A 13,775-nucleotide genomic window follows, 5' to 3' on the forward strand; every position below is an offset into this window, starting at 1 on the left:
GGGAGCGACAGGAAATGACGCAGTCGATAGCCATCGTGACCGGCGCTGCAGGCGATATCGGCGCGGCGATCGCCGCACGGCTCGCCGATGACCACGACGTCGTGCTGCTCGCCGACATCGATGCTGCCGCTGCGGCTGCCGTGGCGTCAAAACTCGGGCCGGGCAATCGTTTCGTGGCCGTCGGATGCGACGTGACCAACGAGACGAGCATTGCCGAATTGGCAAGGCGTGCGGCGGAGATCGGTGTGGTTCGGACCCTCGTCAACAATGCCGGTGCGGCCCGCGCCACCAACCTGCACGAGACGACGCCGGAGATCTGGCGGGCGGACGTTGCGCTCAATCTCGAAGCGGCATTCTTATGTTTCCGCGCATGCGAGCCCATGCTGAAGGCCTCGAAGGGCTCCGTCGTCAACATCGCCTCGGTCAACGGCCTGCATGTCTTCGGACACCCTGCCTATAGCGCCGCCAAGGCAGGCCTTCTGCATTTTACCCGGTTGGTTGCCGTGGAATACGGCAAGTTCGGCATCCGCTCCAATGCCGTCGCACCCGGCACGGTGAAGACGCAGGCCTGGGAAGCACGCGCAAGCGCCAATCCAAATGTTTTCGAGGAAGCTCGCCGCTGGTATCCGCTGCAGCGCGTCGTCGATCCGAAAGACGTCGCCAATGCCGTGGCCTTCCTTGCCGGTCCTCTTGCCGCAGCGATCACAGGCGTCTGCCTGCCAGTCGATTGCGGCCTCACGGCTGGCCAAGCCGAACTGGCGCGGACCTTCTCGCAATCGGAACATTATTGAAATCCAGAGCGGTTCATCTTTTCATGGAAGCGCCGAACCGCTCTAACTTTTTGTTTTTACGCAATTCCGGACGAAAAACCGGTTCGTACTTTTCCTGGAATTGCTCTAGAGGAATACGAGAGGAGCAGGTTGTGAAGCCGGCTTACTTCGGATCGATGACCGCATGAGCCGCCTTTTTCCCGATGTCTTCCGCAATCCGGCGATCCGCGCCAGCATGATCGCCATTTTTACCTTCGGGATGGCGGGGGCGATGACTGCACCCTACCGTTCGATCGTCGGTATCCGCGAATTGGGCTTGAGCGACGGCCTCTATTCCTTCCTGAGTTTCGTCTCGGCGGCGGTGAACGTCGTCATCAGCATCCTGCTCGGCAATCTCGCCGATCGGCTGGGCGAGTACAGGTCGACGATGATCGGCGCCTGCCTGTTCGGCATCGCCGGCTACGGCATGGTCTACGCTTTTCCCACAGCCGCCGTCTTCGTCATCAGCGGCTTGCTGCCGCTGCCGATTTACGGGGCGCTGAACTCGCTGCTGTTTGCCAATGCACGCGCGGCGATGCACGGCATGAACCGAAGCGACATGGTGACGGCCAACTCCGGTGTGCGCGCCATGATCTCGCTGTCCTGGGTGCTGATCCCGGGGATAACAGGCCTCATGCTGTCCGGCGCATCGAGCATGCTGCCGGCCTATCTCTTTGCCGCCATCTCATGTCTGCTCTGCCAGGCGATCATCATCTTCGCCCTGCCCAAGCGGTCGGCAACGGAGATGGCCGCGGTCCATCATCTCAGCTATCTCGGCGCGCTGCGCCAGGTGGTTTCGCCGCGCATCTCCGCGCATATTTGCGGGGTGGCGCTGATTACCAGCACGCTGCATCTCAATGACGCCCTTCTGCCGTTGATCGCCACCGGTGCTGCGCATGGCAAGCTCAGCGACGTCGGCATTCTTGTCGGCATCGTCGCATTGCTGGAGGTCGTCTTCATCATCATCTGGTCGCGGATTGCCCGGAAGACCGGGCAGATGACGGCGCTTGCCGCCGGCACCGTCATCTATGCCGTATTCCTCAGCCTTCTCGGCTTTGCCTCGCAGCCGTGGCACCTCTATGGGCTCACCTTGCTCGCAGGCATTGGAGCGGCCGCGATCATCAGCTTTCCGATCACCTATCTGCAGGATCTCATCGCCGACCGGCCGGGGCTCGGCAGCGCACTGATCTCCGTCAACATCTTTGCCAGCGCCGGGATCGGCGCGCTGGTCTTTGCCGCCGGCACATTCATGACAGGCTATTCGGGAACCGCCATCCTGAGCGCCGTCACCGGATTATCCGGCATAGCGCTCCTCGGCTTCCTGCAAGGACGCAGAGCCCGTTGAGCAAATAAGACGTTGCGAAGAATGGAGCTTTCATCGCTGTTCGTCTTGTGACAAGGGTGACGCACCATTTCCTTTGAAGGCGACATGAAGGCGATCTCTGGCACGAATCTCGAGCAGGCCAAGTCTCACAACCGGCGTGTGGTGATCGAGGCTGTCCGCACGCACGGCCCCTTGTCGCGCGCGGCGATCGCCCGGATGACGGCGCTGACCGCCCAGACCGTCTCGAATATCGTCGAGGAACTGGAGAGATCGCACCTTCTCGTCCCGTCCGAGGCGCAGAAGCTGGCGCGCGGTCAGCCGATCATCCCCTACACCATCAATCCACGCGGTGCCTATTCGATTGGCCTCGAACTCGGCCGCCAGCGCGCAAGCGGCGTTCTGACGGATCTGTCCGGCGCCGTTTGCGCACGCATCGAGCGCCATGTCGAACACCCCGATCCGCAAAGGGCCATGCCGGCTCTCCAGACAATCGTCGAGGATCTTCAGCAGGCCTTCGCATTCGACCGGAACCGGCTGCTCGGCGTCGGCATGGCCCTGCCCGGCCGTTATGCCGATGGCGGCACAACCTCTCTCAGCCCGCAGAGCCTGCCCGGCTGGCAGGACTTTCCTGTCGGGCATGAGCTGGAACAGCGGGTGAAGGTGCCGGTGCTCGTCGAGAACGATGCGACGGCAGCGGCGATCGGCGAGCGTCTTCACGGCGTCGCCCGCGGTTTGGGCAGCTTCGTCTGTCTCTTCCTCGCCGGCGGCGGCGGCATCGGTGCGGGAATGTTCCTCGACGGCCACCTCTACAAGGGCAGCCGCAACAATGCCGGCGAGATCGGGCATATCATCGTCGAACCGCATGGCAAGCTCTGCAGCTGCGGCAAGCGCGGTTGTCTGGATCGCTACATTTCGCCGACCGTTGCCTACGAATTCATGGGCATTGCCAATGCCGAGGAGCTTTCGCCTGACGATCTCGACGCACTGATCGCCAGGGGCGGTGAGGGTCTCGATGCCTGGCTCGATCAGGCCGTCCAGCCGCTGCGGCAGACTGTCGATTTTCTGGAACTGGCCTTCGATCCGCAGACCATCGTGCTCGGCGGCAGCATATCGACATCGCTGATGCTTCGGCTGGCAGAGCGGCTGGAGCCGCTGTACACCCCGATCGACCCCAGCCAGAAGCGCACCGCGCCTCGCGTCATGATCGGCATGACCGGCAAGGATACGGCCATCCTCGGCGCCGCCGCGCTGCCGATCTTTTCCGAAACCAATCCGCGCTTCGACGTCCTGCAAAAACCGCTCGGCTAGCGCATCGGCCCGAAAATCGGAATCGATTTTCGGAAAGCGCGATGCGTAGATTCAAAGTGCTAGAGCGCCCGGGAGGTTACCGATGCCGGCCTCATCCGCCGGCCGGCTGCCTCGCATCTGCTTGCAGCGGGCGACGGGCGAGAGGTCGCGCAAAGATGACCACGTTCCCGAGAAGCGTCAGCGCCAGGCCGATCAGGCCCAGACCGCTCCAGTGGTAGCCTTCAAAGACCGTCGACAATGACAGGGCAACGATCGGGAACAGGACGGTGGCATAGGCAGCGCGTGAGGAACCGATGCGGGACACCAGCATCAGGTAGGTGGTGAAACCGATCACCGATCCGATTGCCGCGAGATAGAACAGGGCGGCAATATAGGTGATGTTGGGCGGCGCCACGATCGGCGTTTGCGTCACGGCAATCAGGAAGAGGAGGATGATCGCGCCATAGGTCATGCCCCATGCATTGGCGGTCAGCGGTGAGATTCCGACCGCGCTGTTTCGACGCGATGCCATGTTGCCCAGCGAGAAGAAGAGCGTGCCAAGCGCTGCGAGCCCGATCCCTTTCAACGTGCCCGTATCGAAATCGACGACAACTTCCTCGCCGAAAAGCAGGAGGAGCCCGGTTGCTCCGAGCGCCGCTGCGAGAAGCGTGCGGCCCGTAATGCGGTCGCCGAAGAACAGGCGCGCATTGACTGCGTTGTAGATCGTTGCGAGCGAAAAGATTACGGAGATCAGCCCGGACGGGATGGAGGCGGCGGCGCTGTAGAAACAGATGAAATTGAGGCTGAACAGGCAGAGCGCTTGCGCAAGGATGAAAGGTTGATCGCGCAAGGTAGGGAGCTTGAGTCGCCGCATGACAGCCAGGATGGCGACGAGTATCACTGCTGCGACTGCAAATCTGTAAAAGACCGAGACCAGGACCGGCACGGGACCGACCTGCATCGCAATGGCGATCCAGGTCGTCCCCCATATGAGGACGGTCGCGATGAAGAGAGCGGCATTTGCCATGGAGTGATCCTCGTTTTCGCGACCAATAGGCGAACCGCGCGCAGGGCTCTTGCACATTCTTGCTATGAAATCGATTTGCCCGGACTTCCTGCTCGCCATGTGGGTCGTCGACCAGTATTGTTCGCAAGGCGTGGCCAGGCATGGGGAAGTATTGGTGAAAGATAGCCGACTCTCGGTTTTCAGGTTTTTGTCCGCATCTCCCAATGCGCGGATGTCACAATCCATCGATTTGGGTTTCGGGCGATCAGCGGCCATCTGGAACAATTCACACGACAGGATGAGCTATGAGCGGCCGAACGGTCATACGTTCAGTCTTTATCTCAGAGGCGGCGCCGGAACGCGTCGTCTGGACGGCAGCCCCGTGCGCGGCCGTCCAGGGGTCCTGTGCATCATGCCACAGGGGCACTCGTCCGAATGGGAAATCACCGACTTCTTCGAATTCGTGCATCTGTATGTTCCCGACGATCAAATGCGCCGGATGTTTTCGGAGACGTTTGACCGCGATGCTCGGCTCATGGCTCTTCCCGAAGTGACCTTCGCAGAGGCACCCGCCGTGGCGCACACGCTGCGGCAGATGACGAAAGCGATTTTGGCGGGCGGTCATCTGTTGGCTGAAGAAGCAATGACGCAGACGATCAACGATCTTTTCGTTGATCCGCGTTTTGGCGGGATGCGTCCCTGCGCGATCAGCGGCGGGCTCGCTCCTCATGTGCGACGCCGTATTCTCGAGTATATCGAGGCCCATCTCAGTGAGACGATCCGCCTACAGGATCTGGCGACGATCGGGCAGCTCAGCGCCTTTCATTTTCAGCGGATGTTCCGGGCAAGCTATGGTGTGTCCCCGCATGGCTGGGTGGCCCATCGGCGTGTCGAGCGCGCCAAATCGATGTTGTGCGGCATGGACCCGATCGCGCAGATCGCTTCGGCCTGCGGTTTCAGCAGCCAGAGCCACATGACACGGGCATTCAAGTTGGGCACAGGCGTCACACCCTCTGCCTACCGGCAGCAACAGTGACGCCCTTCGCTCGACCGCACTTGTCTTTTCCGAAACCAATCCGCGCTTGACGTCCTGCAAAAGCCCCCCGGCTAAAGACCTCACTTCACCGCGATGACGACCTTGCCCTTCGCGCGTCCCGTTTCCACATAGTCCAGCGCCTCGTTGGTCTTCTCGAACGGGAAGGCCCGGTCGATGACGGGGCGGATGGCGCCCGCCTCGATCAGCGCGGTGATCTTGCCGAGTTGCGCGCCGTTTGCCGTCATGAAGAGGAAGGAATAGCCGATCCCCAGGCGTTTCGATTTCCGCCTGATGTCGAAGCTCAAGAAGCGCATGACCTGCTGCAGCAGCCAGCCGAAGCCGTTTTCCCTGGCGAAGTCGGGATCAGGCGGACCTGATATCGAGATCAGCTTGCCGCCCGGCTTGAGGACGGCGAGCGATTTCTCCAGCGTATCCTTGCCGAGGCTGTTCAGCACCACGTCATAGCCCTTCAGCACCTTTTCGAAGTCGTCCTTCTTGTAATCGACCAACACGTCGGCGCCGAGGCTTTTCACCAGCTCGATATTTGCCGTGCTCACGGTCGTCGCCACATGGGCGCCGAGATGTTTGGCAAGCTGGATCGCGATGGTGCCGACGCCGCCCGAGCCCGCATGGATCAGCACCCGCTGCCCCTTCTGCAGCTTGGCGCGCTCGACCAGCGCCTGCCATGCGGTCAGCGCCACAAGCGGAATGGATGCGGCCTCTTCCATGCTGAGATTGGCGGGCTTCAGGGCGATATCGGCAGCGTCGATGGCGATATACTCGGCGAAGGTGCCGATGCGATCCTTGCTGGGGCGCGCATAGACCTCGTCGCCGGGCTTGAATTGCCGGACATTGGCGCCCACCCGGACCACGACACCAGCGACATCATTGCCGAGCACCAAAGGAAGCCGGTAAGGCAGGATCAGCTTGAACTCTCCGTCCCGGATCTTGGCATCCAGCGGGTTCACGCTAGCGGCATGGATCTCGACCATGACGTCATTCTCGCGCAGCTGCGGTTCAGGGCTCTGGCCGAGCCTGAGGGCGCCGCCTTTCTTGTAGCGATCGATCAGGAATGCTTTCATGAAGGCGAACTTTCGTGTTTGTGATGAGCCGACAATGCGCGGCAAGCCAGGATCAATCGGGAAGTTTGTTGAATTTCCGCAGGCTCTTGTCGACGAAGGACTCGGGCAGGAAGCGGCGGATGAAACGCACCTGTCCTGCTGCTTTCCCGGCCGTGTAACGTCTCTTGGGCGATGGCGCATTGGCAGCCCGGACGACGGTTGCGGCGACCACTTCGGGCGCATCGCCCTTCGAGACGATCTCGCGCATCAGCTTCTCTGCATCGGCGCGCACCGCATCATAGACGGCAAGCGGCTTGTCCGGCCGGGTGATGTTCTCCTCGAAAGAGGTGCGAGTGACGCCCGGTTCGACGAGCACGACGCGGATGCCCTGCGTTCGCACCTCATGGTCGAGGGATTCCGAATAGCCTTCGATCGCGTGTTTGGTTGCTGCGTAGAGCGCGTTGAAGGGCGCCGGGATCAGCCCGAGGATCGAGCTCAGGTTGATGATCCGGCCGCTACGCTGCCGCCGCATCACCGGCAGCACTGCATTGGTCATGCGCATCGTGCCGAAGACGTTGACGTCGAAGACGGCTTTGGCCTGCGCCGTCGTCGACTCCTCGGCACCGCCGAGCAGGCCGATCCCGGCATTGTTGACGAGCAGATCGATCCGTCCCGTGCGTTTCAGAACCTCGTCGACGACGCCCTGCACGGATTGATCGTCGATGACGTCGCAGACCAGCATGGTGATGCCATCGGCGGTATCAGGCATCGGCTTCCGGCTGGTGCCGAACACACGGTAACCGTCGTGCCGCAGCGCTTTCGCCGTCACCAGCCCGATGCCGGAGGAAGCCCCGGTGACCAGGGCAACGCCGCGTTCTCTCTTGCTCATCAATGTCTGCCTTCGTTTTTGTCATGGAACATCTATGCGCAACCTGTTACTATCAAATTGATAGCAAGTCACTACTAAAAAGATATCGACATGAAGAATCTTTCAAATCAACCCTGTCTGATCGCCCGTAGCCTAGCGCTCGTCGGCGATGCGTGGAGCATGCTGATCATGCGCGACGCCCATGCGGGGCTGACCCGCTTCGATGAATTTCGCAAAAGCCTCGGCATCGTCCCGACGATGCTGACGGGGCGGCTGTCATCGTTGACCGAGGAAGGGCTCTTGGAAAAACACCGCTATTCCGAGCGCCCGCCGCGCGATGAATATGTGCTGACGGAGGCTGGCCGCGACTTTCTGCCGGTGCTGTTTGCGATCGGTGCCTGGGGCCGCAAGCATCGCGGCGGCGGTGACGTCACCCGCTTCTTCGACGCCGAGACCGGAACCGAGATCGATCCCGTCACCATCGACCGCGCGACCGGCGCGCCGATTGGAACACGTCCGATTCGTATCGCCGCAGCCGAATGTCAGCCGCCCGCGGCAGATGAAGCGGCACCGGACAATTCCCTTTGAAAGCAATGTCAGTATCCCCCGCCATCACCGCCTCCGGCGATGGCAAGGGTGGTCGGCAAATCAAAACCCGTGGCCGATCCGGGCGCTACGACTGCTGCAGCCCGTAGAGCAGCGGCATCAGTCCTGCTAGCGCCCTGAAACGCTCCCACGACTTGGATGACGGCTTCGTCCAGCCCGTTTCAGCAAGGGCGGAAAGGCGGGGGAAGACGAGGCGGTCGAAAACGGCGCGATCCGTCATCGGCTCGGACCAGATGCAGGCCTGGATGCCGAGGAGCTTCTGTTTCTGTGCTGTCGTCCAGCCGCCGATGGGGTCGAAATTGTAGAGCTTTTCCGCATCCGAAGTCCCCGCCCAGCTGGCGCCGGGCTCGTCCCAATCGGGCCTGAGCGCCATGTCGAGGTAATAGACCTGCCCGGGGCAGACCACCATTTGATAGCCGCGTTCGGCAAGTTCGGCCGAGACCTCGACGTTGCGCCAGCTGCAGAGATAGCTCTTCGATTTGTCGATGACATCGCCGTGGGCGGCCTCTTCCCAGCCGCCGGTGATGCAGCCCTTGCTCGCAAGGAAGCGCTGGACACGATTCAGGAACTCCGCCTGCAGGATGGCGGCGCCCGAGCCGTGGATGTCGTCGGCGCCATGGGTATTGGTCACGACGTTCAGCCGCTTGGCATGCGCATCGGCCACCTCGTCGCCCGCCACGGTGCGCAGGCGCTCGAGCGCTTCCGGCGAGCCGGACCACGCGCCGAGCGGAACTTCGTCGGCGCCGAGATGGATGGTCTTGAACGGAAAGAGCTCGATGAGTTCCGAGAGGATCGTCTCGATGATCTCGTAGGTCTTCTCGCGGGCCGGGTTGATGCAATTGTCGGGAAAGCCCTGAACCGAATAGTAGCTGCCGACCTCGGCCGGGTCGCGCAGCTCCGGTATCGCCTGTAGCATGGCGTAGCAATGGCCGGGGACATCGATCTCCGGCACGATCTCGACGCCGAAGCTCTTAGCCTGGGCGACGATCTCGCGGATCGCAGCCTTGGTGTAATAACCGCCGGTGCGGGCAGGGCTCGAACCGAGCAGCGGCGGAACGGCCAGGCCATGGCCGCGCCAGGCGCCGACCGCGGTCAGGGCGGGATAGGCGTCGATCTCGACGCGCCAGGCTTCGTCGTCGGAAAGGTGCCAGTGGAAGCGGTTGAGCTTGTTCCAGGCCAGCACCGCCACGAGCTTCTTGACCTCGGCAGCACCGTAGAACTGGCGGGCGACATCGAGATGCAGCCCGCGCCAGCCCATCGACGGTTCGTCGACGATCTCGCCTGCGGCCGGAAACTGGAAGACTTGGGGATGCAGCCTTGCGCCGCGCCAGATCTGGCCGAGCGTGACGAGACCGTAGAAGAAGCCGCTCTGGCGGCTTGCCTCGATGGTGATCGTCTCACCTTCGAAACTCAGCCGGTAAGCCTCTGGTCCGAACCCGGTGGCCTCCTTCAGGACAACCGGAACCGCGCCTTCCGCCTCGCTCCGCACGATGCCTTCAACGGCGAAGAGATGCTCGACCAGCGCTGCGAAGCTGCGTGCTGCCGCCTCCCCTTCAGCGCTTTGCGCCTGCGGCGCAAAACCGGCCGGCAGCGGCCGGCGGGCAGTGACGGCCACATGGTTCGGCCAGGGGATGATTGACACCTGAACCGGCGCGTTGACGGGAACCGGATAGATCTCGGCGCCACGCTTCAGCGGCGCGTTGCTGACCGAAGATCGCGTCGGCTCTATGGTGAGCACGATCGTGCTGCCGTCGGAAAGCGCGAGATAGCCGCTCGTCGCGCCGTCCGTCCAGTGGCGGAACTGCCAGCTCAGCGCATAGACCGAGATCGTCCACGTCTCGCCGACGCCGAGAACGAAATTGGCCGGCGGCTGGAATTCGGTGAAATTCGAGAGCCGCTGCGAAACCGTGGCGCCTTCGACACGACCTGCCGGATCGACACGACCCGGGCCGCTGACGCAAAGCGAGAAATTCGAAAGCGGCTCGGTGCCGAGGTTCTTGAGGCGCAGGACGTAGGAAAACTCCTTGCCGTCGGCAGGCGGGTTCCAAAGGGTTTCAAGCCGCAGGGCTTTCGGTCGTGATGTGGACATGGTCACTCTTTCCTTTTGAGGATTGGCCTTTTGAGAATTGGCCTTTTGAAAATCAGCTCTCGAGCATTCCGGCATTCGAGCCGCCAAGCGCGCGCATGAAATGATTGGGGCCGACCTGCTCGACGACGGTGGACTCAGGACGGCTGAGCGAGCGCACCTTTTCCGCCTGTTCGAGGAAACGCGCGCTTCCGCCCGTCACGAACGGCCGGCTGCCATCCGGAACGGCTGAAAGCAGCAACCGCGTATAGGGATGGCGGGGATCGGAGAGGACGGCATCGGTATCGCCCCATTCGACCATTTGACCGGCGAACATCACGACGATCTCCTCGGCCACAAGTGCGGCCGTCGCGATGTCGTGGGTGATATAGAGCATGGCCAAGTCGTTTTCACGCTTCACTGTGGCGAGCAGATCGAGAATGTCCTTGCGGATGGAGACATCGAGCATCGAGGTCGGCTCATCGGCGACCAACACGCTCGGCGCGACCGCCAGCGCGCGGGCGATGTTGACGCGCTGCCGCTGCCCGCCCGAAAGCTCATGCGGGAATTTTTGCCGGGTCAAATCGGGTTCCAGCCCCACGCTTGCCAGCAGGCTGGCAATCTCTTCGGCAAGATCCGCCCTCGCGCCGTTCTGCCGGTGCAATTGCAGCGGCCGCGCCAGATGATGGCTGACGGTGAAGGCCGGGTTGAGCGACGAGAACGGATCCTGGAAGACCATCTGCACCTCTCGGCGGTAGCGATGCTCATCCTTGGCCTCGCCGCGGGCGGTCAGATCCTGTCCGCGGAAAAACAGCCTGCCGCCGGTCGGCTTGTCCAGACGCGCAATGATGCGGGCGCAGGTCGTCTTGCCGCAGCCGGATTCGCCGACCAGCGCCAATGCCCGGCCGGGAAAGAGCGAGAAGGACACCCTTTTCAGCGCCTGGACCGGGCCGAAATTGCGCTTGATGTCTTCGAGCCGGATCACGGCATCCGTGACAACAGCATCAGTCTCCGCTTTCATGCCAGGACCCCCGAGAGATGCGGATTGCCCGGAAGCTGTGGAATGGCATTCCAGAGCTTGCGGGTATAGGCGTGCAGCGGCGCCTGGGCGACCTGCCGCACGTCGCCCACTTCAACGAGTTCGCCCTTCAGCATGACGCCGATGCGCTGGCAGAGCTGCGCCATCAGATGCAGGTCATGGGTGATGAAGAGCACCGAGAAACCATAGCTCCGCTGCAGATCGACGACCTGCTCGAGGATCTCCCGCTGCACGACGACGTCGAGCGCGGTCGTCGGCTCGTCCATGATGATGAGTTCGGGCCTCAGCGCCAGGCAGATCGCAATGACGATGCGCTGACGCATGCCGCCGGAGAACTGGTGCGGGTAATCGCCGATGCGATGGGTGTGAATGCCGACAAGGCGGAACATCTCCTCGGCCCGAGCTCTTGATTCCTCGCGCGAACAACCGGTGTGCCGGTAGAGAACGTCGTGGAACTGCGCCTCGACCCGCATCAGTGGATTGAGCGAATTCATCGCGCTCTGAAAGACCATGCCGATGCGCTTCCAGCGGATACGCTGCAGCTCGCGTTCCGGCAGCCTCAGGAGATCCTGTCCGGTGAGCCGGATGCTGCCGCCGCTGATCCAGGCCGGCGCCTTGGAAAGACGGGTGATGGCATAGGCGATCGTGCTCTTGCCGCAGCCGGATTCACCGGCCAGCCCGAAGATCTCGCCGCGGCCGATAGTGAAGGAGACGTCCCTGACGGCGCGAAACTCTCCCTTGTCGACGAGATAGTCGACATTGAGCTTGTCGATTTCCAGCAGATTGTCGCTCATCGGCCAAGCTCCAGTTCCCGGTTGCGGGCGCGGGTGAGGCGGAACCAGCGCGTCAGCGCCGGGCCGGAGCGCAGCTGCGGATTGGCGATCTCGTCGAAGGTGAAATTCAAAAGCGCAAGGCCAAGCCCCGTCAGTGCGATGCCTGCTGCCGGCACGCCGATGTCCCACCATGCGCCGACCATGATCGCCGAGGAATTCTGGGCATTGTAGAGCATCGTGCCCCAGGAGACCTTCAAGGGATCGCCAAAGCCGAGATATTCGAGCGTCGTCTGGGCAACGATGGCGTAGATGATGCTGCCGACGAGGTTGATGCCGATCAGCGTCGTCAGGTTCGGCAGGATTTCCACGAAGATGATGCGCCAGGCCGGCTCTCCGATCATCTTGGAGGCCGTGACGAAATCACGGTTGCGAAGCGCCATCGTCTGCGAGCGCGTCATGCGGGCGCCCCAGGGCCAGGAGGTCAGCGCGATGATCGCCATGATCGTCATCGGCCCCACCGTGCCGGCGAAGGAGGCGAGCAGGATTAAGAGCGGCATGTTCGGCACGACAAGCACGGCGTTGGTCGCAAGGTCGAGCACCGCATCGGTCCTGCCGCCGGCATAACCGGCGACGAGGCCGATGGCCGTGCCGAGAACGGTGATGGCAATCCCCGTGGCAAAGCCGACGGAGAGAGAACTGCGGGCGCCCCAGACGAACTGGCGATAGACGTCCCGCCCCATCTTCGTGGTGCCCATGACATGTTCGATCGATGGCGGTTGGTGCGACCGCCCGACACGCGCTCCCGGCTCGCCGGGCGCGACGATCGGCGCAAACAGCGCCATCAGCCACAGGGCAACAATGATGACGAGGCCGGCCAGCGCCTTCTTCTGCCTGAGAATAGGCCGGAGTCCGAAGCCCATTATACGGCCTCCCGCAATCTGGGATCGACGAGCCCATAAATGAGGTCGACGAGGAAATTGGCGCCGAGCGTCGCGAGCGTCATCAGCAGTAGCTGTCCCTGGATGACCGGGTAATCGCGGGCGATGCTCGCAGTATAGAGCGTCAGTCCCAAGCCGGGATAGTTGAAGACGATCTCGGTAACGATCGAGCCGCCGAAGACGGCGCCGAGCATCAGCGCCAGGTTGGTCAGCACCGGAAGCATGGCATTGCGCGCGCCGTAACCGAACATGACCGTGAGGTGGCTGAGGCCCTTGGCACGCCCCATAGTCACATAATCCTCGCCGAGCACCGAAATCATCGACGAGCGCATCGTCGTCTGGAATTCGCCGATCAGGAACGGTGACAGCGTCAGCACCGGCAGGATCGCATGGGCAAAGACGCTGCCGACGAAGGTGAAATCGAAGGCAGGATCGAGGTTCGGATCATAGGCATAGCCGACAGGAAACCAGCGCAGCGAGACCGCGAAGACGAACAGCGTCGTCAGCGCCACGATGACAGGCGGCACCGAAATCATGATCACGGAGAGCGGCGAGACGATCGTGTCGAAGCGCCCGCCGCGGCGCCAGGCCGAGATCGCGCCAAGCACGACACCGACGCAGAGCGAAAAGATGATCGCGGTCGTCACGAGAAAGACCGTCCAGAGCGTCGAGCGGCCAAGAACCTGGACGACGGTCTGGGGATAATATTTGACCGAGACGCCGAGATCGAAGGTCGCAAGCCCCTTCACGTAATCGACGAACTGCCAGAGCATCGGCTGGTCGACCGCGCCGAAGCGCGCCTTGATCGCCTCAACGGCCGCGGGTGTCGCCCGCGGGCCGAGCTGGGCGACCATGGCATCGACCGGACTCCCCGGCATGAGCCGGGGAAGGATGAAGTTCATGACGATCGCGAACGCCAGGGCGACCGCATAGACGCCGAGGCGCCGGCTCGAAACGCGCATT

Annotated in this window: 13 protein-coding genes; 5 read left to right on the forward strand and 8 right to left on the reverse strand. The window is 62.4% G+C overall.

Annotated features, from left to right (window positions below; translation table 11 throughout):
* Positions 1 to 14 precede the first annotated feature (14 nt).
* The 3 genes from ACMUVN_RS13255 to ACMUVN_RS13265 all read left to right on the forward strand — a co-directional run bounded on the left by ACMUVN_RS13255 (position 15) and on the right by ACMUVN_RS13265 (position 3,441).
* Positions 15 to 791 carry an SDR family oxidoreductase gene (locus ACMUVN_RS13255; protein ID WP_047613294.1) on the forward strand — a complete coding sequence of 259 codons (777 nt, stop codon included), beginning with the start codon at positions 15 to 17 and terminating at the stop codon, positions 789 to 791.
* Between the two features lie 163 nt (positions 792 to 954).
* Positions 955 to 2,154: an MFS transporter gene (locus ACMUVN_RS13260; RefSeq protein WP_063476203.1), complete on the forward strand. Its 1,200-nt coding sequence runs from the start codon at positions 955 to 957 to the stop codon at positions 2,152 to 2,154.
* Between the two features lie 84 nt (positions 2,155 to 2,238).
* Positions 2,239 to 3,441, forward strand: coding sequence for an ROK family transcriptional regulator (locus ACMUVN_RS13265; protein WP_063476204.1), 1,203 nt, complete (start codon positions 2,239 to 2,241; stop codon positions 3,439 to 3,441).
* Between the two features lie 91 nt (positions 3,442 to 3,532).
* Here the strand turns inward: ACMUVN_RS13265 and ACMUVN_RS13270 are convergent, their stop codons facing one another.
* A complete protein-coding gene (locus ACMUVN_RS13270) occupies positions 3,533 to 4,447 on the reverse strand; it encodes a DMT family transporter (protein ID WP_063476205.1) in 915 nt (304 codons plus the stop codon).
* 277 nt (positions 4,448 to 4,724) lie between these two features.
* Between ACMUVN_RS13270 and ACMUVN_RS13275 the strand changes: the two genes are divergently transcribed.
* Positions 4,725 to 5,462, forward strand: a complete 738-nt coding sequence (locus ACMUVN_RS13275; RefSeq protein WP_063476206.1) for a helix-turn-helix domain-containing protein — start codon at positions 4,725 to 4,727, stop codon at positions 5,460 to 5,462.
* An 80-nt stretch (positions 5,463 to 5,542) separates the two neighbouring features.
* Here the strand turns inward: ACMUVN_RS13275 and ACMUVN_RS13280 are convergent, their stop codons facing one another.
* Both ACMUVN_RS13280 and ACMUVN_RS13285 read right to left on the reverse strand, forming a co-directional pair.
* On the reverse strand, positions 5,543 to 6,544 hold the full coding sequence (locus ACMUVN_RS13280; protein ID WP_063476207.1) for an NADP-dependent oxidoreductase: 1,002 nt from the start codon (positions 6,542 to 6,544) through the stop codon (positions 5,543 to 5,545).
* Positions 6,545 to 6,596: 52 nt separating this feature from the next.
* The gene (locus ACMUVN_RS13285; protein WP_063476208.1) at positions 6,597 to 7,412 is read right to left on the reverse strand and encodes an oxidoreductase; all 816 of its coding nucleotides are present in this window, start codon (positions 7,410 to 7,412) and stop codon (positions 6,597 to 6,599) included.
* A gap of 90 nt (positions 7,413 to 7,502) precedes the next feature.
* Between ACMUVN_RS13285 and ACMUVN_RS13290 the strand changes: the two genes are divergently transcribed.
* Positions 7,503 to 7,979 (forward strand): winged helix-turn-helix transcriptional regulator, encoded by a 477-nt coding sequence (locus ACMUVN_RS13290; protein ID WP_063476209.1) that lies wholly within the window; start codon positions 7,503 to 7,505, stop codon positions 7,977 to 7,979.
* A gap of 85 nt (positions 7,980 to 8,064) precedes the next feature.
* On the opposite strand, the gene ACMUVN_RS13295 is transcribed toward ACMUVN_RS13290, so the two are convergent.
* From ACMUVN_RS13295 to ACMUVN_RS13315, 5 genes are read right to left on the reverse strand one after another with little or no spacing between them, the layout of a single operon-like run.
* A complete protein-coding gene (locus tag ACMUVN_RS13295; RefSeq protein WP_063476210.1) occupies positions 8,065 to 10,086 on the reverse strand; it encodes a beta-N-acetylhexosaminidase in 2,022 nt (673 codons plus the stop codon).
* 52 nt (positions 10,087 to 10,138) lie between these two features.
* A complete protein-coding gene (locus tag ACMUVN_RS13300) occupies positions 10,139 to 11,083 on the reverse strand; it encodes an ABC transporter ATP-binding protein (RefSeq protein ID WP_063476211.1) in 945 nt (314 codons plus the stop codon).
* Positions 11,080 to 11,895 (reverse strand): ABC transporter ATP-binding protein, encoded by an 816-nt coding sequence (locus ACMUVN_RS13305; RefSeq protein ID WP_063476212.1) that lies wholly within the window; start codon positions 11,893 to 11,895, stop codon positions 11,080 to 11,082. The genes ACMUVN_RS13300 and ACMUVN_RS13305 overlap by 4 nt, the downstream gene beginning before the upstream one ends.
* The gene (locus tag ACMUVN_RS13310) at positions 11,892 to 12,794 is read right to left on the reverse strand and encodes an ABC transporter permease (RefSeq protein WP_063476213.1); all 903 of its coding nucleotides are present in this window, start codon (positions 12,792 to 12,794) and stop codon (positions 11,892 to 11,894) included. The genes ACMUVN_RS13305 and ACMUVN_RS13310 overlap by 4 nt, the downstream gene beginning before the upstream one ends.
* Positions 12,794 to 13,774 (reverse strand): ABC transporter permease, encoded by a 981-nt coding sequence (locus ACMUVN_RS13315; protein ID WP_063476214.1) that lies wholly within the window; start codon positions 13,772 to 13,774, stop codon positions 12,794 to 12,796. The genes ACMUVN_RS13310 and ACMUVN_RS13315 overlap by 1 nt, the downstream gene beginning before the upstream one ends.
* Between the last annotated feature and the right edge of the window lies 1 nt (position 13,775).

The sequence above is a fragment of the Rhizobium sp. IY2 genome (genome assembly GCF_047532935.1).
GTDB classification, from domain to species: domain Bacteria; phylum Pseudomonadota; class Alphaproteobacteria; order Rhizobiales; family Rhizobiaceae; genus Rhizobium; species Rhizobium anhuiense.